The organism is Acidovorax sp. LjRoot74 (assembly GCF_964254355.1).
Taxonomy (GTDB): domain Bacteria; phylum Pseudomonadota; class Gammaproteobacteria; order Burkholderiales; family Burkholderiaceae_C; genus Acidovorax.
Genome location: NZ_CAXUTI020000001.1, coordinates 2,618,603 through 2,644,838 on the forward strand (window position 1 = coordinate 2,618,603; position 26,236 = coordinate 2,644,838).

Genomic DNA, 26,236 nt, shown 5'->3' on the forward strand with positions numbered 1-26,236 from the left:
TGGCTCAGGCCTTGCGGGACTGCTTCAGGCGGCCTTGTGGGCGGTCTTTTTCTTGGCGACCTTCTTGGTGGCCTTTTTCTTGGCGACCTTCTTGGTGGCCGGAGCCGTGGCCTGGGCCGTCATGGGGGCTGCAGCAGGAGCGGTGGTGGTGGGGGCGGCCGCAGGTGCCTGTGCAAAAGCACCAGCAGTGAACAGACCGGCCACGAGGACAGCGAGGAGTTTTTTCATATATGCCGATTCCAGTGTGAACGAAGGTTGAAGGGCCGTGCGAAAACCGCACGGCTCCACTCGCAACGATAGCAGCGCCCAGCGCGTTGACAGGGTCTTGGATGAAAAATTTTGTCATTAGAATGGTTTGAAACCACACCGCCGCGCCGTTGGCGGTGCTCCCTTTTCTTGCTTTTTCCCCTTCATCGACCGAATTCCATTCGGCGCATACCGGAGACTCCCCACCCATGACCACCTACCAGCACATCGTGGTGCCTGCCGCAGGCCAGAAAATCACCGTCAACGCCGACATGTCCCTGAATGTGCCGGACGAACCCATCATTCCCTTCATCGAAGGCGATGGCACCGGCCTCGACATCACGCCGGTGATGATCAAGGTGGTGGATGCCGCTGTGGCCAAGGCCTATGGCGGCAAGAAGAAGATCCACTGGATGGAGGTGTACGCGGGTGAAAAATCCACCAAGGTCTATGGCCCTGACGTGTGGCTGCCCGAAGAAACCCTCGCGGTGCTGCGCGAGTATGTGGTGTCCATCAAAGGGCCGCTGACCACGCCCGTGGGCGGCGGCATTCGTTCGCTCAACGTGGCGCTGCGCCAGGAGCTGGACCTGTATGTCTGCCTGCGCCCGGTGCAGTACTTCAAGGGCGTGCCTTCGCCGCTCAAGGAGCCCGAGAAGACCAACATGGTGATCTTCCGCGAGAACTCGGAAGACATCTACGCCGGCATCGAGTTCGAAGCCGAGTCCGACAAGGCCAAGAAGCTCATCAAGTTCCTGCAGGACGAGATGGGAGTGAAGAAGATCCGCTTCCCCAACACTTCCGGCCTGGGCGTGAAGCCCGTGTCCATCGAAGGCACCGAGCGTCTGGTGCGCAAGGCCATCCAGTACGCCATCGACAACGACAAGCCCAGTGTGACCATCGTGCACAAGGGCAACATCATGAAGTTCACCGAAGGTGGCTTTCGCGACTGGGCCTATGCGCTGGCGCAGAAGGAGTTTGGCGCCGAGCTGATCGACGGCGGCCCCTGGTGCAAGCTCAAGAATCCCAAGACGGGCAAGGACATCACCGTCAAAGACAGCATTGCCGACGCCTTCCTGCAGCAGATCCTGCTGCGCCCGGCCGAATATTCGGTGGTGGCCACGCTCAACCTCAATGGCGACTACATCTCCGACGCGCTGGCGGCCCAGGTGGGCGGCATCGGCATTGCGCCCGGCGCCAACATGTCCGACTCGGTGGCCTGCTTTGAAGCCACCCACGGCACCGCGCCCAAGTACGCGGGCAAGGACTATGTGAACCCCGGCTCCGAAATCCTCTCGGCCGAGATGATGCTGCGCCACATGGGTTGGACCGCCGCCGCCGACCTGATCATCAGCTCGCTGGAAAAGTCGATCGCCTCCAAGAAGGTGACCTACGACTTCGCCCGCCTGATGGACGGCGCCACGCAGGTCAGCTGCTCGGGCTTTGGGCAGGTCATGATTGCCAACATGTAGTCCTGGCTTCGGGGCGGCTCAAAACGCCTCATAAAAAGAACCCTGGTACGTTGATCGGACCAGGGTTTTTTGTTGGTGCAGCCTCAACGCCTCAGTGCCCCAGCGCACGCACCAGGTAGTCAATGAGCACCCGCACCCGCAGGGGCATGTGCCGATTGCCGGGGTAAATCAGTGAAAACGGCCGCGAGGCGCCCGCGTGCGCGGTCAGCACCTCGACCAGCTGGCCGCTGCGCAGATCGTCCTCGACCAGGAAGCGGTAGGTCTGTACCAGCCCTGCGCCCGCGCGGGCCAGCGTAACCTGGCCCAGGATGTCGTCGGCGCAGCGCAGCTTGCCTTGCGTGGGCCATTCGACGGTCTGACCGTCGCGCAGCAGCAGCCAGGGCACGACCTGCCCGCTGCTGGGCAGCACAAACTGCACACATTCATGCTGTGCCAGTTCCTCGGGCGCGTGGGGTGCGCGGTAGCGCTGGAGGTAGGCCGGCGCAGCAACCACAACCAGGTCAGCGTCCTCCAGCTTGCGGGCCACCAGGCTCGAATCGGGGGGCGTGCGGCCCCGGATGGCGAGGTCAAAGCCTTCTTCGGTGAAGTCCACATTGCGGTTGGACAGCTGCAGCTCGATCTCGATGTCGGGGTACTTGGTGCTGAAGGCCGGCAGCAGCGGCAGCACGCGGTGGTGCCCATACGAGGTGGGCAGGCTCATGCGCACCAGGCCTGCGGGCTTGAGCTGCTGGCCCGATGCCTCGCGCTCGGCCTCGCTGAGTTGGGTGAGCGCCTGGCGGCACTGATCGTAGTAGCGCTGACCGACCTCCGTCAGCCTCACCTGGCGTGTGGTGCGCATGAGCAGGCGCACGCCCATGCGCTCCTCCAGCCGTGCTACGGACCGGCTCACGGCCGCTGCCGTGAGGCCCGTGGCCTTGGCCGCCGCCGTGAACCCCTGGTGCTGCGCCGTGAGGCAGAACAACTCGATGCTGCCCAGGCGGAGATTGTCGAATTGCCGGTCCATTATTGATTTCTGTGTAATTTGTGATTTGAAATTAATCTAGTTTATTGTCAATTTCATCACAAATACAGTCACTGCATCACCAACCCAGGACATAAGGAGTCCCCGATGCAGACCTCTATCAAGCTCTATTACGCCCCCGGCGCATGCTCGCTGGCCACACACATTCTTCTGCGTGAAACCGGCACCCCCTTCACGCTGGAGAAGGTCGATACCGGCAAGCACACCACCAGCGGCGGCGGTGACTTCTATGCCATCAGCCCCAAAGGCCAGGTGCCGGTGATCGAACTCCCGGACGGGACGCGGATCACCGAAGGGCCGGTGGTCGCCCAGTACGTCGCCGACCGTGCGGGTGCCCACACCCTGATGCCGCCTGCGGGCACCCTGGAGCGATATCGCGTCATGGAATGGCAAAACTACGTGACGGCCGAGCTGCACAAGTCCTTCACGCCGCTGTTCCACAGCGATGTGGATGCCACAGCCAAGAAGGCCCTGGCTGGGGTGCTTTACAAAAAGCTGGTCTGGCTTGACGGGCAGCTGGCGGGCAAGAGCTACCTCACGGGTGACGCCTTTACCGCTGCCGACGCCTATCTGTTTGTGGTGCTCGGTTGGGCCAAGTTTGTGCAGATCGACCTGGGCGACCTGCAGCACATCGGCAGATTCATGGCACGCGTGGCGGCCCGCCCCGAGGTCCGTGCAGCGATGCAAACCGAAGGCCTGGTGGGCTGAGGACGCGAGCCATGCCCTATATCAACATCCAGATCACCCGCGAGGGCGCATCGCGTGAACAAAAAGCCCAGCTGATCCGTGGCGCGACCGACCTGGTGGTGCAGGTGCTGGGCAAGAACCCGGCCACCACCTTTGTTGTGATCGAAGAGGTGGACACCGACCACTGGGGCATCGCGGGTGAAACCGTGACCGTGCTGCGCGAGCGGGCCAGACAAGGCGGCGCGCAATGAACAGCGCCGCCGACTTTGCCGCCATCCACGCGGTGCTGGAGCTGTACCTCGACGGCCTGTACCACAGCGACACAAAGCGACTGGCCCAGGTGTTCCATCCGCAGGCTCTGTATGCCACGGCGGTGGGTGAGCAACCCATCTTCTGGCGCATGCACGAATACTTCCCAGTGGTGGATGCACGCCCAGCGCCGTCTGCAAGCGGCCAGGTGCGCACGGACCGCGTGCTCTCCATTGACCTCGTGGGCCCCGTGACGGCGCTGGCCAAGCTGCAGTGCTCCATTGCGCCCAAGCACTTCATTGACCTGCTCACGCTGCTCTGGCTGGACGGGCGCTGGCAGATCGTCTCCAAGGTCTTTCACTACGACATACGGAATTGAGTCACCAAGAGCCTGTTTGCGATCCCCTGGGAGATCGTAAACAGGCTCTAAGGACGCCCCGGCATCCCTCGACATCGCCCCTGAGGCCCTTGCGGCATCAGGGGCTTTTCGGTGGCTGAAGCCCTGTGGTGCAACGGCTTGTGCCCGGGGCCTTGGGCTGGCACTTCTGTGTTGGTGTTTTCATGCGTTCCCACCTAATATGGTTTGGCACCCTGGCAGTGCGGTGCGGGGAAGGAACACCACTTGGAACAAAAGGCACAAGAGGGCGGCATGGGATCCAAACTTTCTGTCGCGTACTGGGAGCAAAACCCCGACGCCCTGCTGGTACTGTCCCCGGAGGGGCTGGTGCTGGAGTGGAACCCGGCCGCTGAATCGATCTTTGGCTACCGGCAGGCCGATGTGCAAGGGCGCTCCCTGCTCGATCTCATCGTGCCCAAGGACCGGGCCCATGAAGAAGACCTCATGCGGGCAGAGGCCGTGCGCCTGGGGAGTTCGGTGCGAGAGACGGTGCGCCGCCGCCAGGATGGCACGCTGGTCCACATCAATGTGTCTACCAAGGCGGTTCTCGATGCCAGCGGCCAGTTGCTGTACTTCCTGTCGAGCAAGAAGGACGTGACCCAGCTCAAGGTGGAGCGCGAGGCCAAGCTGCTGGAGGCGCGCTTTCGCGATCTGCTCGAATCCACGCCCGACGCCATTGTGATGGTCAATGTGACGGGGCGCATCGTGCTCGTCAATTCGCAGGCCGAGCGGGTGTTTGGCTACGCCCGCACCGAATTGCTGGGCCAGGCGGTAGAGATGCTGTTGCCCCATCGCTACCGGGGCGCCCACCTGGGCCACCGCAGCGGTTTTTTTGGCCAGCCGCGCACGCGCACCATGGGCGCGGGGCTGGAGCTGCATGGCCTGCACAAGGACCGGGGCGAGTTCCCGGTAGAGATCAGCCTGAGCCCCATCGATACCGAAGAGGGCACCATGGTGATGAGCGCCATCCGCGACATCACCGACCGCAAGCGGGCCGACCAGAAGTTCAAGGACCTGCTCGAAGCCGCGCCCGACGCCATGGTCATCGTCAACCGCGAGGGGCGCATCGTGCTCGTCAACTCGCAGGCCGTGAAGCTGTTTGGCTGGAGCCGCGACGAGCTGCTGGGCCAGCCCATCGAGCTGCTGGTGCCCGAGCGCTTTGGGGCCCGCCACCCTGACCACCGGCACCGTTTTTTTGCCGAGCCGCGCTCGCGTTCCATGGGCGCGGGGCTGGACCTGTATGGCCTGCGCAAGGACAAATCCGAGTTCCCGGTCGAGATCAGCCTGAGCCCGCTGGAGACCGAAGAAGGGCTGTTTGTATCGAGCGCCATCCGCGATGTGACCGAGCGCAAGCGCATCGAGCAGGTGCTGCGCGACAAGAACCTGGAGCTGGAGAACGCGGCCCTGGTCAAGGACCGGTTTTTGGCGAGCATGTCGCACGAGCTGCGCACCCCGCTCAATGCCATCATCGGCTTCACCGGCACGCTGCTCATGAAGCTGCCGGGGCCCCTCAATCCCGAGCAGGAAAAACAGCTGCGCATCGTGCAGACGGGCGCCAAGCACCTGCTGTCCCTCATCAACGACCTGCTCGATGTGGCCAAGCTCAGCGCCAACAAGGTGACGCTGAACCTGGAGCTGGTGGACTGCAAGGCCCTGATCGAGGAGGTGTCGGCCACCCTGGAGCAGGAAGCCCGGCGCAAGGGGCTGGCGTTTGCGGTCCAGGTGCCGACGCAGGCCGTGGCCCTGCAGACCGACCGGCGGGCGCTGAGCCAGATCCTCATCAACCTGGTGGGCAATGCCATCAAGTTCACGCAGGAGGGCCGGGTCGATGTGGTGCTGCACGAGCTGCCCATGCCCGACGGCGGCCGCAGCGTGCAACTGCGCGTGCAGGACACCGGCCCCGGCATTGCGCTGCAGGAGCAGCCGCGCCTGTTCGAGGCCTTCTCGCGCGTGGAGAGCGCCGACCGCCGCCACCACGAAGGCACGGGCCTGGGCCTGCACCTGAGCCGCAAGCTGGCCGAAGCCCTGGGGGGCACCCTGGGCTTTGACAGCGAAGAAGGGCGCGGCAGCACCTTTGTCCTTGAACTCCAGGAGCGCAGCGCATGACCCGAGCCACCATCCTGGTCATTGAAGACGACGACGCCAGCCGGCAGCTGGTGACCTATCTGCTGGAAGCTGCAGGCCACCGCGTGCTGGCCGCCGAGAACGGTGCCGTGGGCGTGCGCATTGCGCTGGCAGAGAGCCCGGACATCATCCTGTGCGATTTGCAGATGCCCGTGATGAACGGCTACGAGGTGGCGCGCAGCCTGCGCACCAGCATGCTGTGGCGCGTGGTGCCGCTGGTGGCGGTCACGGCGTTCTCGATGCCGGGCGACCGCGAAAAGGCGCTGGATGTGGGTTTTAATGACCATCTGTCCAAGCCCATCACGCCCGAAACCTTCGTCCAGCAGGTCGAGGCGTTTCTGGGGCCCCCTTTCAATCCCCCCGCCGAGGGCTGACACTGGAGCAGGCGTTGCATGGCCAAGATCCTCGTCGTTGACGACCTTCCTGCCAACCGGGCGCTGGTGGTCACGCTCATCGGGCACAGCGGCCACCAGGCCCTGGAAGCCTCCGATGGCGCCGAGGCGCTGGAGCGGGTACGCGCCGAGCGGCCCGACCTGGTGATCTCCGACATCCTGATGCCGACCATGGACGGCTACGAGTTTGTGCGCCAGTTGCGGGCCGACCACCACCTGTCGGCCACGCAGGTGATCTTCTACAGCGTGCACTACCGCGAACAAGAGGCGCGCAGCCTGGCACTGGCCTGCGGGGTCACGCAGGTGCTGGTCAAGCCCTGCGAGCCGCAGGACATCCTGGCCGCCATCGAGCAGGCGCTCACGCAGATTGCACCCCGGCCCTCGGTGGAGCTGGAGCATGGCTTCCAGACCCGGCACCTGCAGCTCATGACCGACAAGCTCACCGGCAACATGGCCGAGCTGGAGGCCATGAACCGGCGCCTGGCGGCGCTGACCGACCTGAACCTGCAGCTTGCCTCCGAGCGCGACCCGCAGGTGCTGCTGGCCAACGTGTGCAGGGGGGCACGTGCACTGGTGGGCGCGCAGTATGCGGTGCTGTGTGTGGTGCGCAAGCACAGCGACAGCACCATCGCCTGCTCCAGCGGCATCGAGTCGGCCCACCCCGGTCCGCAGGACACACCGCTGGACCTGCCCGTCGTCTCGCACGGCCTGCTCGGGCAACTGCGCGCCGAGCGCCGCTCCGAGCGCGTGACCAACCCCAGCGGCAACCCCAGCGTGATCGGCTTGCCTGAGGGCTACCCACCGCTGCACACGGGGCTGATCGCGCCCATCACCTCGCTGTCGTTCTCGTACGGCTGGATCTGCCTGGCCAACAAGGAGGGGGCCGAAGCCTTCAGTGCCGACGATGAAAAAGTCCTGGCCATCCTGGGCGCGCAGGTGGGGCGCATCTATGAAAACGGCAGCCTCTACATGGAGATCCAGAAACACGCCGAGCAACTGCAGGTCGAAGTGTTCGAGCGCCAGCGCGCCATGGAAGAGCTGCGCGCCAGCAAGGCCAGCCTGCGCCGGGCGCAGGCCCTGGCCAAGATCACCCACGTGATCAGCGGGCGCGACGGCGCGTTCGAGAGCTGGCAGGACACCTTGCCCGACATTCTGGGCCTGCCCGCCGACCGCGTGCCCCGGTCTGCGCGCGACTGGCTGGAGCTGGTGCACCCCCACGACCGGGGAACCTTCCGCCACCACGCGTTGTTGGCTGCGCGCCAGCAAATGCGGGTGGACTTCACCTACCGCGTGCTGACCCCATCCGGTGGGCTGCAGTACCTGCGGCAGGTGATGGAGCCGCTGGAGGACGAGGCGGGCCGGGGCGAGGGCGGGCGCTGGTTCAACACCATCCAGGACGTGACCAAGGAAAAACGCGCCGAGGAAGAACTGCACGAAAGCGACCGGCGCTTCAACACCATGCTCGACAAGGTCGAGATGATCTCGCTGATGCTCGATTGCGAAGGCCAGATCACCTACTGCAACGACTACCTGCTGCGCCTGACGGGCTGGCAGCGCGAAGAAGTGTTTGGCCGCAACTGGTTTGAGCTGTTTGTGCCGCCCGAGACCGCCCATGTGCGCGACGTGTTTGCCGACCTGCTGGCCGACCGGCCCTCGGCCTGGCACTACGACAACGAAATCCTCACCCGCTCGGGCGAGCGGCGCCTGGTGCATTGGAACAACACTGTGCTGCGCTCGGTGGGCGGGCAGGTCACCGGTGTGGCCAGCCTGGGCGAAGACATCACCGAGCGGCGCGATGCCGAGCGCAAGATCAAGCGCCTGAACCGCGTGTACGCCATGCTCAGCGGCATCAACACCCTGATCGTGCGCGTGCGCCAGCGCGACGAGCTGTTCCGCGAGGCCTGCCGGATCGCTGTGGACCATGGCCACTTCCGCATCGCCTGGATTGGCCGCGTGGACCGCGCTGCGCGGCGGGTGCTGCCGGTGGGCGTGTCAGGGGCCGAGGCCGACTTTATCCACAACATCCACGACCGGTTGGGCCTGTTCGACGTGCCCACGCCCGGCGAAAGCCTGGCCTCCGCCGTGGTGCGGTCGGGGCGGCCGGTGCTGTGCGACGACATCACCGGCGACCCGAGTGTGATGCTGCGCGACCAGCTGCAGGCGCGCGGGGTGGCCAGCATTGCGGTGCTGCCCATCCTGGTGGGGCAAGAGGTGGTGGCCGTGCTGGCCCTGCTGGCGGACGAGGTGGGCTTTTTCGACGACACCGAGATGAAGCTGCTGCAGGAGCTGACCGGGGACATCGGCTTTGCCATGGACCACCTCGACAAGGAAGACCGCCTGAGCTACCTGGCCTACTACGACGAAATCACCGGCCTGCCCAACCGCACGCTGTTCCTCGAACGCACCGGGCAGCACCTGCGGACCCGCGAATCCGCCAAGGCGCTGCAAGGCGTGGCGCTGATGGACATCAGCCGGTTTCGCATCGTCAACGACACCCTGGGGCGCCAGGTGGGCGACGAACTGCTCCAGCAGGTGGCCTTGCGGCTGCAGCATGCAGCGGGCAACCTGTACGACGTGGCGCGCATCGGCATCAACAGCTTTGGCATCGCCGTGACCGAGGCCCGCGACGCGGGTGCCGTGGCCGTGGCGGTGGATCTGCTCATGCGGGCCTGCTTCGACACCCCGTTTGTGGTGGGTGGCACCGAGCTGCGCATGGCCGCCAAGGCCGGGGTGGCCCTGTATCCCATGGATGGCGCCGACGCTGAAACACTGCTGCGCAACGCCGAAGCCGCAGTCAACAAGGCCAAGGCCGCGGCCGACAGCCTGTTGTTCTACACCTCCGAGATGAACACCCGCGTGGCCGAGGCGCTGAGCCTGGAAGGGCGGCTGCGTGCGGCGCTGGAACAAGGCCAGTTTGTGCTGCACTACCAGCCCAAGCAGCACCTGGCCAGTGGCGCCATCGCGGGGGCCGAAGCCCTGATCCGCTGGAACGACCCACGCAGGGGCCTGGTGCCCCCCGCGCAGTTCATCCCCATCCTGGAAGAAACCGGCCTGATCTACGACGTGGGCCGCTGGGCGCTGCGGCAGGCGCTGGCCGACAACTTGCGCTGGCGCCAGGCGGGCCTGGCCCCGCTGCGGGTGGCCGTGAATGTCTCCATCCTGCAGCTGCGGCACCAGGGCTTCATTGCCGAGGTGCGTGACGCCGTGGCCCACGACGCCCTGGCCGCCCAGGGGCTGGAGCTGGAGATCACCGAAAGCATGGTGATGGACGACGTGGAGCGCAGCATACGCAGCCTGCACGCCCTGCGGGAGATGGGCATCAGCATCGCCATCGACGACTTCGGCACCGGGTTCTCGTCGCTGAGCTACCTGGCCCGGCTGCCGGTGGACACGCTCAAGATTGATCGCTCCTTCATCATGGGCATGGCCTCGGGGCCCCAGGGGCAGTCGCTGGTGTCCACCATCATCAACCTCGGGCATGCCCTGCGCCTGAAGGTGGTAGCCGAAGGGGTGGAGACCGAAGACCAGTCGCGGCGGCTGGCGCAGCTGGGCTGCGACGAGATGCAGGGCTATCTGCTCAGCAAGCCGCTGCCTGCCGGCCTGTTCGAGCAGCGCTTTCTGCGCGCGGCAGCGCCCTCGGCGGTACCTGCTTCAGTGCCTGTTTCGCCGTAGTGCTATTTATTTAATAGCATAAATGGCATGCTGATAGCGCGGTAACGGCATTTTTTGCTTGAAGTTTGAGGCTTCAGCGCACCCGTTCGGTCTCTACCACCATGTCCAGCAGATAGGCATGGCTGGGGGCATCGGCAGGCAACTGCCCATTGCGTGCCAGCGAGTAGCGCTGCACGCGCACCACATTGCGCATGCCTGGCTCGTGGCGGTAGCCCTCGATCTCGCCCTGGAAGATGCGCCACTCGCCCACCCCTTGCCGCACGCCGTTGTCGGCATAGCGCACATCACGCACGCGCAGGCACTGGGCCTGGGGCATCAGCGGGTGGTTGCAGGCCACGCGCTCGGGGGCCACTTCCAGAAACAGGCGTTCGCCTGCCGTGCCAAAACGCGTGGCGGGCGTGGGGGCGCCTGCCAGCTCCCAGCGGCTGCCGTCGGCAAACCACAGGGTCAGCTGCGGCGCGCTGGTGGCGGTGGCGCCCCGCAGTTCCAAACGCTGGGCCTGGGGCAGCAGGCTGGCCACACGCTGCTCCAGATCCATCAAGTCGCGCTCGGCGCAAGCGCGTTTGGTGGACACGAACTGCCCCACCTGCAGGTTCGGGCCGCTCAGCATATAGCCCGCGCCCATCATGTTGCACAGGTTCTGCACCGACAGCCGCTGCCCCTCAAAGTGCAGGCGCAGCGCCCGCTTGCCCGCCAGCAGCCAGCCGGGTGCCGCCTTGCCCCGGGCATCGAGGGCAGAGACCAGGTCCCAGTCGTAGGCCTGCAGCGTGTGGGCGGAAGACGATGGGGAGGATGTGGAAGAAGGGGAAGGAGAGGGGGGCTGCGTCATGGGGGCTCCCTGGGGCTGGCTGCTGCAGGCCGCCAGCAGGGTTGCAAGGGTGGCGGCCGCCAGGGCCTTGCCAAAGGCGGGGCGCCCGCCGCTGAGGGTGTGGGGTCGTTTCAGATGCATCCCACCACCTTAGCGGAAAAGCGCCCCGGCCTGGGTAGGAGGAGGGCGCTTGGGGGCGAGCGCCTGGGGCGTTTCCTGCCTGGCCTCCTGCCTACCCTCTGCATGGAGTCACGCAGCGCAGGTCAGTGTGTCGCCCTGCGCAAAATCCAGCGTGCGCGTGCCCACGGCGGCGGCCAGGTGTGGGTCGTGGGTCACCAGCATCAGCGCGGCGCCCGTCTCTTGCACGGTGCCCATCAGCACCTGGATGGCCTCCTGCTGCGTGATCGGGTCCAGGCGCGAGGTGGGCTCGTCGGCAAACAGCAGGGCCGGTTGCGCCACCAGCACCCGCGCCAGCGCAATCCGCTGCAGCTCGCCGCCAGACACCTGATCGGGCCTGCGGGCCAGCAGGTCTTCGGGCACGCGCAGCTGTGCCAGGCGCTGCTGCACGGCCTTCCATTCGCAGCGGTGCAGCCGGGCGGCATCGCGCAGCGACTGGGCCAGGCTGATGTGCGGGGCGAACGAACTGACCGGGTCCTGGTACAGCTTCTGAAACGCATGCGGGCGTAGCCTGGCGCTGCGCTCCACACGGCCCGTGTCGGGCGCCACCAGGCCCAGCAGCACATTGCCGAGCGTGCTTTTGCCGGTGCCACTGGGGCCCTGCACGGCCAGGCGTTCGCCGCTGCGCAAGTCCAGGTCCAGCGGCGCAAACAGCTTTTGTGTGCCATAGGCTTTGGAGATGCCCCGCGCCTGTACGACGGGCTCGCCCGTCACGGAGTCGGCAAAGGGCAGCCAGCGGGCCGGGTCCGCCTGCAGCAGCTGGCGCGTAAACGCGTGCTGCGGCGCTGCGGCCACGGTGTGGATGTCGCCTTGCTCCACCGCCTGCCCGTGGCGCAGCACGATGACCTGGCCGCCCAGTGCCTGGGCCACCTCCATGTCGTGGGTGATGGTGAGCAGGCAGCCGCCCGCCTGCAGCACGCCCCGGAACAGCTCCACCATGCGGCCGCGCCAATGAGCGTCGAGCCCCTTGGTGGGCTCGTCCACCATCAGCACCGGCGCGCCACCGGCCAGGGTGATGGCGGCCACGGCGCGCTGGGCCATGCCGCCCGACAGTTGCCAGGGGTAGTGGCTGCCTGCGCTGCCCAGGCCCGCAGCGCTCAGCGCCTGTTTGGCCTGTGCGCTGGCGGAGTCAGTGGATTGCTGGTGCAGCACGCGGTACACCTCGGCCAACTGCGGGGCCACGCGGGCCAGGGGGTTGAGAGCCAGCGAGGGTTCTTGCGGCAGCAGCGCCAGCTTGCGGCCCCACAGGGCGCGGCGGGCGGCGGCGTCTTCGGCGCGGGTGGTGGCGCCATCCAGCGTGATCTGGCCCCTGGCCTGCAGCGCGGGCGGCAGGTTGCCCATGATGGCCTGGGCCAGCAGCGATTTGCCCGCGCCGCTTTCGCCTACCAGCGTGAGCGCCTCGCCCGCACGCAGGCTGAAGCCGATGTCGCGCAGCAGCCGCTTGCCGCCCACCTGGATGCCCAGGCCTTCCACAGCCAGCAGGGCGTCGGATTTCAAAGGCGTGGTCATGCGGTCTCCCGGTCGGGGTTGAGCAGCATCATCGCTGCCACCAGCCACACCAGCAGGGTGGTGGGGGCAGCAATAAGCCAGGGGGCTTCTTCGTAGTAGGGCATGGCCTCGGTCATCATCAGGCCCAGCTCGGGCGTGGGCGGCTGCATGCCCACGCCCACAAAGCCCAGCGCCGCCAGCGCCAGCACGGCTTGGGATGTAGTGAAGGCCAGCAGCGTGCCCAGTGTGGGCGCCAGCGCGGGCAGCAGGTGGCGGCGGAGCACATAGCCGCGCCCAAAACCCAGCAGGCGCGATGCCTGCACCGCGTCGCCCGCCAGCACGGGCCGGGCCACTGCACGGCTCACGCGGAAGTACTCAACCCACAGCGCAGCCGACAGGCCCGCATACAGCGCCCACAATGCACCGGGCGCCAGGGCGGCCACCAGCAACACCAGCAGCAGACCAGGGATGGCCAGCACCGAGTCCGACAGCATGAGCAGCGCACGCTCGGTGCGCCCACCGCGCCACGCGGCGACGATGCCCAGCAGCGTGCCGGGCACGGCGGCGCTCACGGCCGCCAGCAGCGCCATGCCCAGCGACAGCTGCGCCGCATGCGCCAGCCGCGCCAGCGCCGAGCGGCCCAGCACATCGGTGCCCAGCCAGTGCTGGGCGCTGGGGGGCGCCAGGGTGTTGCGCAGGTCTTGCACCACCGGGCTGGCGCCCACCAGCCAGGGGCCGAGCAGGGCAAACAGCGCCAGCAGGCCGAGCAGGGCCAGGCCCAGTGTGGTGCGCAGCGGCCAGCGGGGCTGGGCCACCACGTCGCCCACGGGCGATGAAAGAGTGGAAGTCATGGCGTTCATGCGGCCACCTTTTGCGCATGCCGGGGGTCCAGCGCCAAACACGCCGTATCCACCAACAGGTTAAAAGCCACAAACAGCACACCCATGCACAAGGCCGTGCCTTGCACCACAGGGATGTCGCGCCCGAACACGGCATGCACCAGCGCATGGCCGATGCCGGGCCAGGCAAACAGTGTCTCCACCACCAGCGCGCCCTCCACCAAAAACAGCGCCTGCACGCCCAGGTAGGCCGTCACCGGCACGGCCGCATTGCGCAGGCCGTGGCTCACCAGTGCCTGCCAGTCGCTCAGGCCCTTGGTGCGCGCAAACTCAAAAAAGGGCGACACCACCACCTCGCGCATCGCAGCGCGGGTCACCCGCGCCAGCCCGGCAGCCAGGCCCAGCCCCAGCGTGAGTGCGGGCAGCACCAGGCTGGCCTGGCTCTCGTCACCGCCCGCAGGCAAAAAGCCCCACTGCACCGCCACCAGCAGGATGAGCAGCACTGACAGCAAAAACGGCGGCAGCGCGCGCAGCACCACGGCCATCAGCCAGCTGGCCTTGTCCACCCAGCCCTGGGGGCGTAGCCCGGCCCACACGCCCACCGGCACGCCCACGGCAAAGGCAATCGCCAGCGCGGCGGCCGACAGGCGCAGCGTGGCGCCCAGGTGGTGCGTGACCTCGTGCCACACCGAGCGCTGCGACACCAGCGACTGCCCCAGGTTGAAGGTGGCCATGTCGCGCCACCAGTGCAGCAGCGCCAGCCAGCCGGGGCGGTCCAGCCCCAGCTCTGCGCGCACGGCATCGGCGGCGGCGTTGCTCACCAGGTCGTAGCCATAGCGGCCCGCCGCCACGCGCATGGCCAGGTCGCCCGGCAGGGCGCGCACCATCAAAAAACACAGCGTGCCGATCAGCAGGGACACGGCCAGCACCTGCACCAGCCTGCGGCCGACCAAGGCGGCCCAGGGTTTTGAAGTCAAAGGGTTCATGGGTTGTTCCACTCCATGCCGGTCAGGCGGTAAGAACGCTCCAGCGGGTCCAGCGTGACGCCCGCCAGCCGGGGCGCCACGGCCACATGCTGGCGGTACCACGCCACGGGGATCACGGGCAGCTCGGTTTGCAGGGTGTGCGTAATGGTTTGCCGCAGCGCGCGCGTGCGCTCGGGCGTGGTCTGGGTGCGCGCCAGCGCTTGCAGGGCCTGCACCACGGCATCGCTGTGCCAGCCCATGGCGCCCCAGTCGCCGCCCTGGGCGGCAAAGTCGGCCGCCAGCGTGCCCGTGGGGTCGGGCACGTTGGCGTAGTTGCGCGCAGCCAGCGCCAGTTGCAGGCTGCCGTCGCGGTGGCCCCGGGGCACGTCGCCTGAGTTGCCGATGCTCACCTTCACCGCAATGCCCGCCAGGCGCCACTGCTCCTGCAGGGCCGTGGCAATCAGCGGCAGCTCGGGCCGGTCCACAAAGGTGCGGATCACCAGATGCAGCGGCTGGCCCTGGGCATCGCGCAGGCCGTCGCCGTGGCGCTGCCAGCCTGCGGCGTGCAGTAGGCGCGCGGCGGCTTCGGGGTCGTGCTGCAGCGGGGGCATGTCGGGGTTGTGCCACGCGCCCAGCGTGGGCGGCAGCAGCTGCGTGGCGGCCAGCGCCTCGTCGCCCATCAGCGCCAGCGCAATGCCCGCGCGGTCGATGGCCAGGCTCAGTGCCTGGCGCACGCGCACATCGCGCAGCGCTGGCAGGCCCGCATTCAGCTTGACGATGACGGTGCGCGGCAGCGTGACCGAGGCAATGCGCACCGGCGTGCGGCGCGCCAGTGCGGGGTTTTGTGCATGGCGCTGCAGCCGCCGCAGGCTGGCCGGGTCCAGCCCATAGGCCAGGTCGGCCTGGCCGCTTTCGGCCATCAGCGCGCGGGTTTCGGCGCGGCTGGCGGCCAGGTAGCGCACGGCGGCAATGGCAGGGCGCGGGCCGTCGTAGGCGTCAAACACCACGGTCTCGACCTGCTGCGGTGGCACCAGCGCCGCAATGCGGTAGGGGCCGCTGCCAATGATGCTGCGCACCTTGCCATCGGCCCCATAGCTGGCCGGGGCCAGCACCATGGTGCTGGAATGCGCCAGCAGCGCGGGCAGGGCGGTGTAGGGGCGTTGCAGGCGAATCAGCACCGTGCCTTCGTCGGGCGCGGTGATGGACTCGATGGGCGCCTGGCTCAGCAGCGCGGGCGCCACCTGCGCGGCCTGCAGGCTGCGCACCACGGCGGCGGCGGTCACCGGCGTGCCGTCATGAAAACGCGCCCCGGGCCGCAGCTCAAACTGCCACACCAGCCCATCCGCCGACCGGCGCCAGAGCCGTGCCAGCGCGGGCCGTGGCTGGCCGTCGTCGGCCGCGTCCAGCAGGGTTTCGGTGACCTGCATGCGCGTGAACACATAGCCGCTGCTGGCGGGCGCCAGGCCGCTGATCTCCCACGGGCCGACCATTTGCAGCGGTGCGGGGGCGGAGGCGGGTGGTGTGCCCTGCGCCCAAGTGGCGGGCAGGGCGCCCGCCGCCAGCGCGGCCACAGGGGCCTGCAGGGCGCTGCGGCGCGTCAAGGGTTTGGGGACGGCTGAAAGTGTTGTCATGCAGTTCACCGGCACCACTCAAAACTTCGCTTGCAAACCCACCGTGACCGTGCGCGCCGCCCCCGGCGCCACCCACACGCGGCTGTACGAGCTGGTGTAGTGCACCTTGTCAAACACGTTGTCCACGTCCAGCGACAGGTTCAGCGTGGGGCTCAGGCGCCAGTACGCCATCAGCTTGGCCGTGGTGTAGCTGGGCAGCTCAAACGCGGCGGTGCCCGCATTGGCCTCGGCCTGCGTGCGGGCCTGGCCCAGGCGTTTGCCCATGTGTGTCACGCCACCGCCCACGCCGTAGCGCTGGCCGTTGGCCAGTGCGTTTTCGTACACCGCCAGCACACTGCCGTTGACCTTGGGCACGTTCAGCAGGCGGCCGCCCACTTCCAGCGTGTTGTCGCGGGTCACTTCCACGTCGTTGAACACCAGGCTGGCGTTCACCCGCCAATGCGCGCTCACGCGGCCCGACAAGTCCAGCTCCAGCCCCCGGCTGCGCACCTCGCCAGCGGCGGCCGAAAAGCCTGCGTTCAGTGGGTCGCTGGTCAGGGCGTTGCGTTTTTTGATGTCAAACAGCGCAGCGGTGGCGCCCAGGCGCTGGTCGGCGCTTTCCCACTTGGCGCCCAGTTCCAGCGCACGGGCTTTTTCGGGGTCGAAGGCGTTGCCTGCGGCGTCGCTGCCCGTGTTGGGGCGGAACGACGTGCCCGCGTTGGCATACACCGTCACACTCTGCAGCGGCAGCCAGCTCACGCCCAGGCGCGGAGACACGGCCGAGGGGCTTTGCGCCGTGGTGCGGTTGGTGATGCGGTTTTGCAGGCTCTGGTCGTAGTGGTCGGCCCGCAGCCCGGCCATCACGCGCCACTGCTCACCCAGCTTCAGGGTGTCTTGCACATACAGCGCGGTGTTGCGCTGCTTCTCCAGCGTGTCGGTGTTGCGCCCCGGCGTGGGCTGCGCCTGGCCGTAGACGGGGTTGAAGATGTCGATGGCATACGGCGCGGCAGCGCTGGGGTTCACCCGCAACATCACCGAATCCATGCTGAACCGGAAGCTCTCCACCCCCATCAGCAGCTCATGCTCCAGCCCGCCCGTGCGCAGGTTGCCCTGCAGCTCGGCCTGCACCGCTACGTCGTCCGACTGGTAGTCGCGAAAGCGCCGCTGGCGCGTCAGCGTGCGGCCATTGGCCTGCAGCGCCGTGGCCTCGGTCGAGAAGCCCTCCAGCCCCGTCTCGCGGTATGACAGCCCCACGCGGCTGCGCCAGTCGGGGTTCCACTCGTGCGACAGCACCAGCTGGTGCGTCTGGTTGGTCACCTTCACATCGCCATCGGCGGGCTCGCCCAAGAAGCGGCTGGCAGGCACCGCGCCCAGGCGGTTGTTGACCGCCACCACGCCCCGGTCCAGCGGCGTGGCGTGGCGCAGGTATTCAGAGGTGTATTCGAGCACCGTGTCGGGCGAGAGCTTCCAGGTAAAGGCCGGGGCCACCACCTGCCGCTGCGCGCGCACATGGTCGCGAAAGCTGCCCTTGTCTTCCACCGCCACATTGAGGCGGTAGGCCAGCCGGTCGTTGATGGGGCCGGTGGTGTCCAGCGCCGCGCGGCCCAGGTTATTGCTGCCGGCATAGGCCTCCACCGAATGCGCGGCCTTCCACAGCGGCTTCTTGCTCACGATATTGAGCGTGCCGCCGGGCTCGCTGCTGCCATACAGCGCCGCGGCCGGGCCTTTCAAAAACTCGATGCGCTCCACCCCCGCCAGATCGCGCGGCGCGTTGAACCCCCGGTTGGACGAAAACCCGTTAAGCAGCGTCGCCATGCCCGTGTTCTCGTTGCCCGGCAGGCCGCGAATGGCGATGTTGTCCCACAGGCCGCCAAAGTTGTTCTGGCGCGAGACCCCGCCCACATAGTCCAGCACATCATCCAGCCGCGTGGCGCCCAGGTCGTCCAGCGTCTGGCGCGACATCACGCGCACGGATTGCGGCAGCTCGCGCAGCGGCAGGCTGGTCTTGGCGCCCTCGGCCTCGTCGGCGTAGTAGGTGCCCGAGGCACTGCGGCCCACCACGTCCACGGCAGACAGGGTGGGCGGAGTGACCACATCGCCGTCTGCAGCCCAGGCGGGGTGGAGGGAAGCCAGCAGGGCAGCCGCCGCCAAGGCCGTCAAGGTGGGGCGGGGCAGGGGCACAGGGCGTGAAGAAGAAACAGAGGAAGAGGGGGAGCGCATGGCAAACCAGTCCAAAAAAGCAGATGAGCGCAAAAACGGGGCCCGGCGCGCCTGGAGATGGGGCGCACAAGGTTGCGTGCCCGCACACAGCCACGGGGCGGTGCAGGGGCGAGAACGAGAGGGGGTGCGCTGAAGAGCGCAGGCTGGCTGAGGCCTGACGCGTGTCAGGCCCGCTGGGCTGGCGGGGGATCGCGTGCTGCAAACGGCCAGCGCACCTGCTGGGCCGTGAAGGGGTCTGCGCCTTGCGGCGCGATGGCGCCAGGTTCAGCGGGGAGTTGCAGGCGCGCCGGTGCATGCGCCAGCCCCGCCTCCAGCGCGTGGGTCAGGCACCAGGCGCAGGTGGTGTGTGTCTCTTCGCTGTGTTCGTCGCTGGCTGCGGAGCGGGTTGCCGCGTAGGCATCCACATCGCCTGCGGTTGCCGAGGCCGTGGCGCTGCGCACCAGCTCCTGAATGTGCCGCGCCTCATGCAAGGGCGCACCCGCCAGCGCGTTGAACAACGCCACCAGCAGAAGCATGATCTGGAAAGGCAGGGCGGGGGTGTTGCGGCGCAGCATGAGGGGATGCGAATCATACTCAAGTGCGGGCAGAGGGGGTGAGCTGCCATGTCTTGGAGTTTGGGAGGGGCGTTTGGGGGCAAACTTGAGCTTGCCATCTGCGAGCACTGTTGTTATCAACGAGGTATTGCGCCTGCACGCCAAAAAGCGGAACTTCTTACGCAACCGAGGCTATTTGGCAAGTTTGCGGGATATATTTAACATATTTCTAGGGAGATAATAATTCATGCCAAAAAAGCAAGAACTCGTTGTGGTCGAGCCATCAAAGCTTGATCTCCTGACCAAGGAAGAAGCCGCGCTGGTCTCGAAAGAGATACTGAACGTTCGCGAGGAGGTGCAGGATTGTCCGTACTTGGGAGAGGCGCTCAAAGTACTACCAGTGCGCGGCTACCGTAGTGCGATAGGTGCATACTGGAATGCGGTCGTCGATGACCTTCGTCAGAAAATAATCCATCGCAGCCTAGATTTGTTCAACAAAGAGATCAACCCCAAGAAGAAGATCGAGAAATACGAAGATTTTCAAGACTACGTTATTGATAATGATCTGATCGAGGGGGCATACAAGATTGGAGTCCTCAGTTGGGAAGCTCGTAAGTTAATGCATCAGGCTCGCGAGACAAGAAATCTCTTTGATGGGCATCCAAAGAGTTCCGACCCCGGTTTGCTCAAAGTTCTGAATCTTATATCAGATTGCAACAAGTATGTCCTATCCCAGGAGTTTCCGCCGTCAATAATAGATATATCCACGTATCTACAGATGATGGATTCGGCAGACTTTGCGCGTAATCACGTGGCGGTTGATCAGGCATTCATAGATCTGCCAGCCGTTTATAAGACTGAACTGTCGAATCGACTGTATACAACGTACTGTAGTGAAAGTATTTCCACTGACCTTCGTGGAAATATCGAATTCTGTGCACCAATCCTATGGTCTTCGTTGACGAAGGATGATAAAAAGCAGATCGGCAAGCGATTTGACAAAGACATACTTGAGGCGAATTCAAGCAAGATTGAGCGTGGGCTTGGCTTTATAAAGCTTGTAGGTGGTTTGATGTACATCAATTCAGCAAGTCGCAAGGTGATCATTGCACCATTAATCAAGTCGCTTGAAAGTGCACTTGATGATTGGGAGGAAGAGGGAACCCTTGCGCGACAGCTACAGCCGCTTGCCCGGTTTATTCCTGACGATCTTCGTCAGTCCTTTGTTCAGGCGATCACCCGAACATATGTAGGGTACAAAGGAAGCAGTTCCAGCTTTTCTCGGACGAACTTCTATTCAAATGCCGCAGCCTCCCATATTAGAGAGATGTTTCAGTCATTCGACTCAGCATCGACGGATTGCTTTGTTGAAACAGTTAAACAAGACTCTTTGCTTCGTCGGCGAATTAAGGAGAAAGGACAATTGAATCGACTGCGGATACTCGGAAATATTCTGTTGGAGAGTGAAATCGCATCAGATGATGCCTCATATTTTCTTGAGGCACTGTGTGATGAAGACGCGACTGAGGAGTTCTTTACGCATGTTTTGCCGAAGCTCAAGAAAAATTAGCCACTAATTTCGGAAAACCTAAAATAATCTCCGCGATTTGCCCGCTCAATTCAATCGTCAGGAAAAAACTATGTGGCGATGAGAAATTATTGAGTACCAGTTGTTCTTTGTTGCTACAGCAGCTTTCGCCACTCTGATCAGTCCATGCTAAAAACGCCAGCAAGCGCTGGCGTTTTTCTGTGACGGAAGAGCGATTACCCCTTCTGCACCATCTTGATAATGCTGGAAAAATCCAGCGCCCCATGCCCCGCCAGGCTGTGTGCCGCATACAGATTGCGCGCCATGCCCCCCAGCGGCGTGGCGGCCTTCACCGCCATCGCGTTCTCCTGCGCCAGGCCTAAATCCTTGAGCATCAGGTCCGTCCCAAACCCGCCCGCGTAGCCCTTGCTGGCAGGCGCCGTTTCCATCACGCCAGGGAAGGGGTTGTACTTCTCCAGCGCCCAGTTGCCGCCCGAGCTGCGGCGCATGATTTCGCTCAGTACCTTGGGGTCCAGGCCGTTGGCTACGCCCAGGGCGATGGCTTCGCTGGTGCCGGCCATCAGGATGCCCAGCAGCATGTTGTTGCAGATCTTGGCCGTCTGGCCTGCGCCCACGCTGCCTGCGTGGAAGATGTTGGCGCCCATTTTTTCGAGCACGGGGCGGGCGCGTTCCAGGTCGGCGGCGTCGCCACCCACCATGAAGGTGAGGGTGCCTGCAATGGCGCCGCCGGTGCCGCCCGACACGGGCGCGTCGATAAAGGCGACGCCCTTGGCCTTGGCGGCGTCGGCCACCTTGCGGGAGGTGGCGGCTGCGATGGTGGAGCAGTCGATGATCAACGTGCCTGCGGGCAGCTGGGTCAGCAGGTCGCCCGCACCCAGGAACAGGCCGTCCACGTGCTGGCTGGCGGGCAGCATGCTGATGACGACTTCGGCGCCTTGCACGGCGGCCTTGGCATCAGCGGCGATGGGCACGCCGTCTGCGGCCAGCTTGTCGCGCGCGGGTTGCGAGAGGTCGAACGCGCGCACTTCGTGGCCTGCCTTGTGCAGGTTGTGTGCCATGGGGCCGCCCATGTTGCCGAGGCCGATGAATGCGATTTTCATGGTGTGTTGCTCCTGGATGTCGTTGTGATGGTGAAAGGGAATGGGGTACGGGTTTGGTATGAATTTGATAGCTAGAAAGGCATATCCATTGCGCGGTAACGGCCTAAAAAGCTTGAAATCTAGGGGCTGATGTCGGCCCCACGGCTTGCCAGCTCGGCGCGCAGCACCGACCGGTGGCAGCGCGCTTCGTCCTCGCAGTAGCAGCCCAGCGACATCGCGCTGTGGTGCGACAGCGCGGCTAGCAGGTCCAGCGTGCGGCTGGCTTCGGGCAGGGCCAGTTCCTTGCGGAACTGTTTGACGAAAGCCTCCCACGCCTTGTCGCCTTCTTGGCCGGTGGGCACCTGCTGGCCCTGGGCCATGAGGTCGGCGCTGGGGGAGAGCAGGGGGTACCACACGTCGTAGTAGTCGCGGCTCGCAAACTCGGCCTTGGGCACACCACGCGGCGGGCGGCGCACGGTGCCGATGCGGGTACCTTCCCCGGCGGCGCGCGGGGTGCCAAGGCGGACGATGCGTAGGGGCATGGTGGGGCTCCGGGTAGTAGTAGGTGAGGGCGGCTCAGTCGTCGGCTTCGAAGATGCTGTGCTTCTTTGCAGCGGTTTTTTTCGGCGTCTTGCGGGCGGCGGATGGCGCTTTTTTGCCCGCCGCTGGGGAGCCGGTCTTCTTGCGTGGCGATGCTTTGGCCAGCGGGTTGTAGGCCAGGGCTTCTTCCAGCCAGTAGTTCCATTGCGCGCGGGTGGCGTAGCCGTTGGGCTCCACCCAGAAGTAGCCCTGCATGCCGCCGCCGGGCGAGAGTTCGCGGGTGTTCTGCATCTCCTGCAACTCGCCATGGCGCTCGGGCGGCAGGCGCACCAGCAGGTCTTCGCCCTTGATGCCGATGCACAGCTTGCCGTCCACGAAGAAGCAGTAGCAGCCGAACATGGTCCGCTCGTCCACATCGCTGCGGTGCGCGAGCGCGCTGCGTACGGCGTCGATCAGGTGCAGGGTTTCGTCGGAGAGGGGGCGGGCGGGCATGGTGGCTGGTTCAAATGGCGCTGGCTAGATACCTGTCTCAGAGGGCTGTCGCTCCCTCTCCCCTTGTGGGAGAGGGCCGGGGAGAGGGGGGGGAAACCGGCGCGGTGTTGGTGCGGCCCCCTCTCCCCAACCCTCTCCCGCGAGGGGAGAGGGGGTAACTCCCGGCGCTGCTGTGGGGGCGTGGACTGGTTTTTCCATCTGAGACATGTATTTCATGAAGAAAATTGGCCGTTACCGCCCGTTGGATAAGCGCTGGTAGCTATGAAAACAGGAGTAAATGCTCAGCGGATCACCTCCGTCGCATCCCCATCCAGCATGCGCCGCGCAATGATGACCCGCATGATTTCGTTGGTGCCTTCCAGGATCTGGTGCACGCGCGCGTCGCGCAGCAGGCGCTCCAGCGGGTACTCACGGATGTAGCCGTAGCCGCCGTGCAGTTGCAGGGCGTCGTTGATGACAGTGAAGCCTGCGTCGGTGGCAAAACGCTTGGCCATGGCGCAGTAGGTGGAGGCGTCGCGCGCACCGGCGTCCAGTTTGCTCGCGGCCAGGCGCACCATCTGGCGGGCGGCCACCAGCTCGGTCGCCATGTCGGCCAGCTTGAACTGCAGGGCCTGGAAGCTGGCGATGGGTTTGCCGAACTGCTTGCGGTCTTGGATGTATTGCTGGGCGGCGTTGAGCGCGCCTTGTGCGGCGCCCACTGAGCAGGTGGCGATGTTGATGCGGCCGCCGTCCAGGCCCTTCATGGCAATCTTGAAGCCTTCACCCTCGCGGCCCAGCAGGTGGTCGGCGGGGATGCGCACGTTGTCGAAGCTGATGGTGCGCGTGGGCTGGCTGTTCCAGCCCATCTTCTGTTCCTTTTTGCCGTAGCTGATGCCGGGCGTATCGGCGGGCACGGCAAAGGCGCTGATGCCGCCCGCGCCCGATGCTGCATCCCCAGTGCGGGCCATGAGCACCAGCACGTCGGTGCTGCCCGCGCCGCTGATGAAGGCCTTGGCGCCGTTGATGACGTATTCGTGGCCCACCAGCTCGGCGCGGGTCTTGAGCGAGGCGGCATCGGAGCCCGCGCCGGGTTCGGTCAGGCAGTAGCTGGCGAGTTTTTCGCCGGTGGTGAGCAGCGGGCCCCAGTGGTCGCGCACGGCGGGCGTGGCCCAGGTGCCCAGCATCCAGGTGGCCATGTTGTGGATGGTGATGAAGGCGGTGGTGCTGGGGTCCACGGCCGCCATTTCTTCAAAGACCAGCGTGGCATCGAGCCGGGGCAGGGCGAGGCCACCGGCGGCTTCGGGGGCATACAGGCCACAAAAGCCCAGCTCGCCCGCCTTGGCGATGGCTTCTTTGGGGAAGATGCCTTCCTCGTCCCAGTGCGCGGCGTGGGGGGCGAACTCAGCTTGTGCAAAGTCGCGGGCCGTCTGGGCAAAGGCGCGTTGTTCTTCGGTGAGTTCAAAGTCCATGGTGTTCTGTCTCTTGGCTTTTTGTTGTTCTGGTGGCCTTGCTCAGGGCTTGGCGGACGGGTGGTCCAGCGTCAGCCAGCGCATCAGGCCCTTGCGGCGCGCCTGGGTCTCGGCCGTGAGGCACTCGTGGTACAGGCGCGGCCACTGGGGTTGCGACTCGTTGCTGCGCTGGGCCTGTTTGCAGCGGGTAGTGCGCTCGCGCTGCCAGGCGGTGTGCTCCTGCCGCAGCTGGGGCCGCTCGTGGGCCGACAGTGCGCGCATCACGTCGCCGTAAAGGACTGCGATCTCGGTATCGGCCGCCTGGAAGGCTTGCACGGCGCAGGCGTTGGTCTCTTCGACGGTGCCACTGGGTTTGCAGACGGCGCCGGCCTGCGCGTGGGCATCTGCACCCACCAGCATCACGCACGCAGCACCGAAGACCATGGCCCATCCCCGCATCGTTGTCTGAAAAGTTTGCATGCCCCGCTTTTACCACCGCGCGCAGTCGTTGAAACCGGCGCGGCCCAGGCCAGTGCCACCGTGCAAGAGCCGCCATCCAGCGATTCAGGCACGGGTGGCGTCCCCCTTCCGCATCGCGCAGCGATGCAGAGAAAGGGGGAAGCGGCGCAGCCGCTCAGGGGGTTACTTCAAGCTAATCGTGGTATTGACACCATGCGAGATGGTGCTGTCATCAAACCAGCGCGCCGTCACGGTCTTGGTCTGCGTGTAGAACAACACGACCTGCTTGCCGTAGGGGCCCAGGTCGCCCAGCTTGGAAGCGCGCGAGCCCGAGAACGAGAACAGCGGCACTGGCACAGGGATTGGCACGTTGATGCCGACCTGGCCCACGTCGATCTCTTCCTGGAACTTGCGCGCGGCCGCACCCGACTGGGTGAAGATGGCGGTGCCGTTGCCGTTGGGGTTGCTGTTGATGAACTCGATGGCTTCGTCAATGTCGGCAGCGGCCGACAGGCACAGCACGGGGCCAAAGATTTCCTGGTCGTAGATGCTCATGCCGGGCTTGACGCCGCTGAACACCGTGGGGCCCACGAAGTTGCCCTTTTCGTAGCCAGCCACCTCCGGGTTGCGGCCGTCCAGCTCCAGCGTGGCGCCGTCGGCAATACCGCGCTCGATCAGGCTTTGCACGCGGTCCTTGGCGGCGCAAGACACCACGGGGCCCACGTCCGTGCCCTTTTCGACACCGGCGCTCACCTTCAGGGTCTTGGCCTTGGCGACCAGCTCGGGGATCCACTTTTGCGCTTCACCCACCAGCACCACCACCGACAGCGCCATGCAGCGCTGGCCTGCGGCACCGAAGGCGGCACCAGCCAGAGCGTTCAGGGTTTGTTCCTTGTTGGCGTCGGGCATCACGATGGCGTGGTTCTTGGCGCCCATCATGCATTGCACGCGCTTGCCGTTGAGGCTGGCGCGGTTGTAGACATGCGTGCCCACCTTGGTGGAGCCCACAAAGCTGATCGCCTTGATGTCCTTGTGGTCGCAGATGGCGTTCACAGCGGCTTCGCCACCGTGGATCACGTTGAGCACGCCAGGGGGGATGCCGGCTTCGAGCGCCAGCTCGACCAGGCGCATGGTCACCATGGGGTCTTGTTCAGACGGCTTGAGCACGAAGGTGTTGCCCGTGGCGATGGCCATGGGGAACATCCACAGCGGGATCATGGCCGGGAAGTTGAAGGGGGTGATGCCAGCGCACACGCCCAGGGGCTGCATCAGCGTGTAGGTGTCTACGCCACCGGCCACGTTGTTGGCCAGCTCGCCCAGTTGCAGGTTGCCGATGCTGGCAGCGTGTTCGACCACTTCGAGGCCACGGAACACATCGCCTTCGGCATCGGGCAAGGTCTTGCCTTGCTCGGCCGTCAGGATGGCAGCCAGTTCGGCCATGTTTTCGCGGATGAGTTGCTGGTACTTCAGGAAGATGCGGGCGCGGGCGCCGATGGGGGTCTTCTTCCAGGTCTTGAAAGCCTCTTGGGCTGAGGCCACTGCGGCGTCGATTTCTTCAGGGGTGGCAAAGGGCACGCGGGCCAGCACTTCTTGTGTGGCGGGGTTCACCACATCACGCCACTGCGTGGTCTTGGACTCGACGAACTTGCCGCCGATCAGCAGTTTGACGGTGGGGGCCAGTGCGGCCACGTTGGTGGGTGCGTTCATGCGTTTGTCTCCTGGGTTGGCACGCGGCGGTTTGCCGACGAATGGCGCATCGTATCTGTGCAAAATTGCTGAAGCAATAGACAATG

At 65.5% G+C, this 26,236-nt stretch carries 23 protein-coding genes; 8 read left to right on the plus strand and 15 right to left on the minus strand.

Translation table 11 applies throughout. The annotated features are described in order from the left end of the window. Positions 1-24: 24 nt before the first annotated feature. Positions 25-228: a hypothetical protein gene (locus ACSQ3O_RS12265; RefSeq protein ID WP_137747837.1), complete on the minus strand. Its 204-nt coding sequence runs from the start codon at positions 226-228 to the stop codon at positions 25-27. 227 nt (positions 229-455) lie between these two features. Between ACSQ3O_RS12265 and icd the strand changes: the two genes are divergently transcribed. Further along, positions 456-1,715, plus strand: a complete 1,260-nt coding sequence (gene icd, locus ACSQ3O_RS12270) for an NADP-dependent isocitrate dehydrogenase (RefSeq protein WP_436139047.1) — start codon at positions 456-458, stop codon at positions 1,713-1,715. A 91-nt stretch (positions 1,716-1,806) separates the two neighbouring features. On the opposite strand, the gene ACSQ3O_RS12275 is transcribed toward icd, so the two are convergent. After that, the gene (locus tag ACSQ3O_RS12275; RefSeq protein ID WP_298456731.1) at positions 1,807-2,718 is read right to left on the minus strand and encodes a LysR family transcriptional regulator; all 912 of its coding nucleotides are present in this window, start codon (positions 2,716-2,718) and stop codon (positions 1,807-1,809) included. Positions 2,719-2,823: 105 nt separating this feature from the next. Here ACSQ3O_RS12275 and gstA point away from each other — a divergent pair, with 105 nt between their 5' ends. The 6 genes from gstA (at position 2,824) to ACSQ3O_RS12305 (ending at position 10,257) form a co-directional block, all read left to right on the plus strand. Next, a complete protein-coding gene (gene gstA, locus ACSQ3O_RS12280; protein WP_436139048.1) occupies positions 2,824-3,444 on the plus strand; it encodes a glutathione transferase GstA in 621 nt (206 codons plus the stop codon). 11 nt (positions 3,445-3,455) lie between these two features. Further along, positions 3,456-3,674 (plus strand): tautomerase family protein, encoded by a 219-nt coding sequence (locus tag ACSQ3O_RS12285; RefSeq protein ID WP_063460376.1) that lies wholly within the window; start codon positions 3,456-3,458, stop codon positions 3,672-3,674. After that, complete coding sequence (locus tag ACSQ3O_RS12290) at positions 3,671-4,051, plus strand: nuclear transport factor 2 family protein (protein WP_436139049.1); 381 nt, start codon at positions 3,671-3,673, stop codon at positions 4,049-4,051. The genes ACSQ3O_RS12285 and ACSQ3O_RS12290 overlap by 4 nt, the downstream gene beginning before the upstream one ends. Before the next feature lie 270 nt (positions 4,052-4,321). Beyond that, entirely contained in the window at positions 4,322-6,175 is a 1,854-nt protein-coding gene (locus ACSQ3O_RS12295; RefSeq protein ID WP_436139050.1) for a PAS domain S-box protein, read from the plus strand. Then, positions 6,172-6,567, plus strand: coding sequence for a response regulator (locus ACSQ3O_RS12300; protein WP_137747831.1), 396 nt, complete (start codon positions 6,172-6,174; stop codon positions 6,565-6,567). The genes ACSQ3O_RS12295 and ACSQ3O_RS12300 overlap by 4 nt, the downstream gene beginning before the upstream one ends. A gap of 18 nt (positions 6,568-6,585) precedes the next feature. After that, positions 6,586-10,257 carry an EAL domain-containing protein gene (locus tag ACSQ3O_RS12305; protein ID WP_436139051.1) on the plus strand — a complete coding sequence of 1,224 codons (3,672 nt, stop codon included), beginning with the start codon at positions 6,586-6,588 and terminating at the stop codon, positions 10,255-10,257. 73 nt (positions 10,258-10,330) lie between these two features. Here the strand turns inward: ACSQ3O_RS12305 and ACSQ3O_RS12310 are convergent, their stop codons facing one another. From ACSQ3O_RS12310 to ACSQ3O_RS12340, 7 genes are all read right to left on the minus strand, one after another. Then, the gene (locus tag ACSQ3O_RS12310) at positions 10,331-11,206 is read right to left on the minus strand and encodes a DUF4377 domain-containing protein (RefSeq protein WP_436139052.1); all 876 of its coding nucleotides are present in this window, start codon (positions 11,204-11,206) and stop codon (positions 10,331-10,333) included. 108 nt (positions 11,207-11,314) lie between these two features. Beyond that, entirely contained in the window at positions 11,315-12,751 is a 1,437-nt protein-coding gene (locus ACSQ3O_RS12315) for an ABC transporter ATP-binding protein (protein WP_436139053.1), read from the minus strand. Beyond that, a complete protein-coding gene (locus tag ACSQ3O_RS12320) occupies positions 12,748-13,590 on the minus strand; it encodes an ABC transporter permease (protein WP_436139054.1) in 843 nt (280 codons plus the stop codon). The genes ACSQ3O_RS12315 and ACSQ3O_RS12320 overlap by 4 nt, the downstream gene beginning before the upstream one ends. Then, positions 13,587-14,555 (minus strand): ABC transporter permease, encoded by a 969-nt coding sequence (locus ACSQ3O_RS12325; protein WP_436139055.1) that lies wholly within the window; start codon positions 14,553-14,555, stop codon positions 13,587-13,589. The genes ACSQ3O_RS12320 and ACSQ3O_RS12325 overlap by 4 nt, the downstream gene beginning before the upstream one ends. Then, entirely contained in the window at positions 14,552-16,165 is a 1,614-nt protein-coding gene (locus ACSQ3O_RS12330) for an ABC transporter substrate-binding protein (RefSeq protein ID WP_436139056.1), read from the minus strand. The genes ACSQ3O_RS12325 and ACSQ3O_RS12330 overlap by 4 nt, the downstream gene beginning before the upstream one ends. Before the next feature lie 18 nt (positions 16,166-16,183). Next, complete coding sequence (locus ACSQ3O_RS12335; protein WP_436139057.1) at positions 16,184-18,364, minus strand: TonB-dependent siderophore receptor; 2,181 nt, start codon at positions 18,362-18,364, stop codon at positions 16,184-16,186. A gap of 164 nt (positions 18,365-18,528) precedes the next feature. Beyond that, positions 18,529-18,918: a DUF2946 family protein gene (locus ACSQ3O_RS12340; RefSeq protein ID WP_436139058.1), complete on the minus strand. Its 390-nt coding sequence runs from the start codon at positions 18,916-18,918 to the stop codon at positions 18,529-18,531. Between the two features lie 226 nt (positions 18,919-19,144). Here ACSQ3O_RS12340 and ACSQ3O_RS12345 point away from each other — a divergent pair, with 226 nt between their 5' ends. Continuing rightward, positions 19,145-20,467 carry a hypothetical protein gene (locus tag ACSQ3O_RS12345; protein ID WP_436139059.1) on the plus strand — a complete coding sequence of 441 codons (1,323 nt, stop codon included), beginning with the start codon at positions 19,145-19,147 and terminating at the stop codon, positions 20,465-20,467. 194 nt (positions 20,468-20,661) lie between these two features. On the opposite strand, the gene mmsB is transcribed toward ACSQ3O_RS12345, so the two are convergent. The 6 genes from mmsB to ACSQ3O_RS12375 all read right to left on the minus strand — a co-directional run bounded on the left by mmsB (position 20,662) and on the right by ACSQ3O_RS12375 (position 26,150). Next, positions 20,662-21,564 (minus strand): 3-hydroxyisobutyrate dehydrogenase, encoded by a 903-nt coding sequence (mmsB, locus tag ACSQ3O_RS12350; protein ID WP_436141118.1) that lies wholly within the window; start codon positions 21,562-21,564, stop codon positions 20,662-20,664. Between the two features lie 101 nt (positions 21,565-21,665). Continuing rightward, entirely contained in the window at positions 21,666-22,067 is a 402-nt protein-coding gene (locus ACSQ3O_RS12355; RefSeq protein WP_436139060.1) for a DUF488 domain-containing protein, read from the minus strand. A 34-nt stretch (positions 22,068-22,101) separates the two neighbouring features. Then, positions 22,102-22,557 carry a TfoX/Sxy family protein gene (locus ACSQ3O_RS12360; protein ID WP_436139061.1) on the minus strand — a complete coding sequence of 152 codons (456 nt, stop codon included), beginning with the start codon at positions 22,555-22,557 and terminating at the stop codon, positions 22,102-22,104. Positions 22,558-22,838: 281 nt separating this feature from the next. Next, positions 22,839-24,005, minus strand: a complete 1,167-nt coding sequence (locus ACSQ3O_RS12365) for an acyl-CoA dehydrogenase family protein (protein WP_436139062.1) — start codon at positions 24,003-24,005, stop codon at positions 22,839-22,841. Positions 24,006-24,047: 42 nt separating this feature from the next. Continuing rightward, entirely contained in the window at positions 24,048-24,464 is a 417-nt protein-coding gene (locus ACSQ3O_RS12370; protein WP_436139063.1) for a lysozyme inhibitor LprI family protein, read from the minus strand. Positions 24,465-24,626: 162 nt separating this feature from the next. Further along, positions 24,627-26,150, minus strand: coding sequence for a CoA-acylating methylmalonate-semialdehyde dehydrogenase (locus ACSQ3O_RS12375; RefSeq protein ID WP_436139064.1), 1,524 nt, complete (start codon positions 26,148-26,150; stop codon positions 24,627-24,629). Positions 26,151-26,236: the final 86 nt, after the last annotated feature.

Excerpts from the sequence above, each read along its gene's own strand:
- ACSQ3O_RS12295 (WP_436139050.1), top strand. The coding sequence starts at position 4,322 with ATGGGATCCAAACTTTCTGTCGCGTACTGGGAGCAAAACCCCGACGCC.
- ACSQ3O_RS12285 (WP_063460376.1), top strand. The coding sequence starts at position 3,456 with ATGCCCTATATCAACATCCAGATCACCCGCGAGGGCGCATCGCGTGAA.
- ACSQ3O_RS12345 (WP_436139059.1), top strand. The coding sequence starts at position 19,145 with ATGCCAAAAAAGCAAGAACTCGTTGTGGTCGAGCCATCAAAGCTTGAT.
- ACSQ3O_RS12300 (WP_137747831.1), top strand. The coding sequence starts at position 6,172 with ATGACCCGAGCCACCATCCTGGTCATTGAAGACGACGACGCCAGCCGG.
- ACSQ3O_RS12365 (WP_436139062.1), bottom strand. The coding sequence starts at position 24,005 with ATGGACTTTGAACTCACCGAAGAACAACGCGCCTTTGCCCAGACGGCC.
- ACSQ3O_RS12360 (WP_436139061.1), bottom strand. The coding sequence starts at position 22,557 with ATGCCCGCCCGCCCCCTCTCCGACGAAACCCTGCACCTGATCGACGCC.
- icd (WP_436139047.1), top strand. The coding sequence starts at position 456 with ATGACCACCTACCAGCACATCGTGGTGCCTGCCGCAGGCCAGAAAATC.
- ACSQ3O_RS12340 (WP_436139058.1), bottom strand. The coding sequence starts at position 18,918 with ATGCTGCGCCGCAACACCCCCGCCCTGCCTTTCCAGATCATGCTTCTG.
- gstA (WP_436139048.1), top strand. The coding sequence starts at position 2,824 with ATGCAGACCTCTATCAAGCTCTATTACGCCCCCGGCGCATGCTCGCTG.
- ACSQ3O_RS12320 (WP_436139054.1), bottom strand. The coding sequence starts at position 13,590 with ATGAACGCCATGACTTCCACTCTTTCATCGCCCGTGGGCGACGTGGTG.
- ACSQ3O_RS12265 (WP_137747837.1), bottom strand. The coding sequence starts at position 228 with ATGAAAAAACTCCTCGCTGTCCTCGTGGCCGGTCTGTTCACTGCTGGT.
- ACSQ3O_RS12315 (WP_436139053.1), bottom strand. The coding sequence starts at position 12,751 with ATGACCACGCCTTTGAAATCCGACGCCCTGCTGGCTGTGGAAGGCCTG.
- ACSQ3O_RS12290 (WP_436139049.1), top strand. The coding sequence starts at position 3,671 with ATGAACAGCGCCGCCGACTTTGCCGCCATCCACGCGGTGCTGGAGCTG.
- ACSQ3O_RS12325 (WP_436139055.1), bottom strand. The coding sequence starts at position 14,555 with ATGAACCCTTTGACTTCAAAACCCTGGGCCGCCTTGGTCGGCCGCAGG.
- ACSQ3O_RS12310 (WP_436139052.1), bottom strand. The coding sequence starts at position 11,206 with ATGCATCTGAAACGACCCCACACCCTCAGCGGCGGGCGCCCCGCCTTT.
- ACSQ3O_RS12305 (WP_436139051.1), top strand. The coding sequence starts at position 6,586 with ATGGCCAAGATCCTCGTCGTTGACGACCTTCCTGCCAACCGGGCGCTG.
- ACSQ3O_RS12330 (WP_436139056.1), bottom strand. The coding sequence starts at position 16,165 with ATGACAACACTTTCAGCCGTCCCCAAACCCTTGACGCGCCGCAGCGCC.
- ACSQ3O_RS12355 (WP_436139060.1), bottom strand. The coding sequence starts at position 22,067 with ATGCCCCTACGCATCGTCCGCCTTGGCACCCCGCGCGCCGCCGGGGAA.
- ACSQ3O_RS12335 (WP_436139057.1), bottom strand. The coding sequence starts at position 18,364 with ATGCGCTCCCCCTCTTCCTCTGTTTCTTCTTCACGCCCTGTGCCCCTG.
- ACSQ3O_RS12375 (WP_436139064.1), bottom strand. The coding sequence starts at position 26,150 with ATGAACGCACCCACCAACGTGGCCGCACTGGCCCCCACCGTCAAACTG.
- ACSQ3O_RS12370 (WP_436139063.1), bottom strand. The coding sequence starts at position 24,464 with ATGCAAACTTTTCAGACAACGATGCGGGGATGGGCCATGGTCTTCGGT.
- ACSQ3O_RS12275 (WP_298456731.1), bottom strand. The coding sequence starts at position 2,718 with ATGGACCGGCAATTCGACAATCTCCGCCTGGGCAGCATCGAGTTGTTC.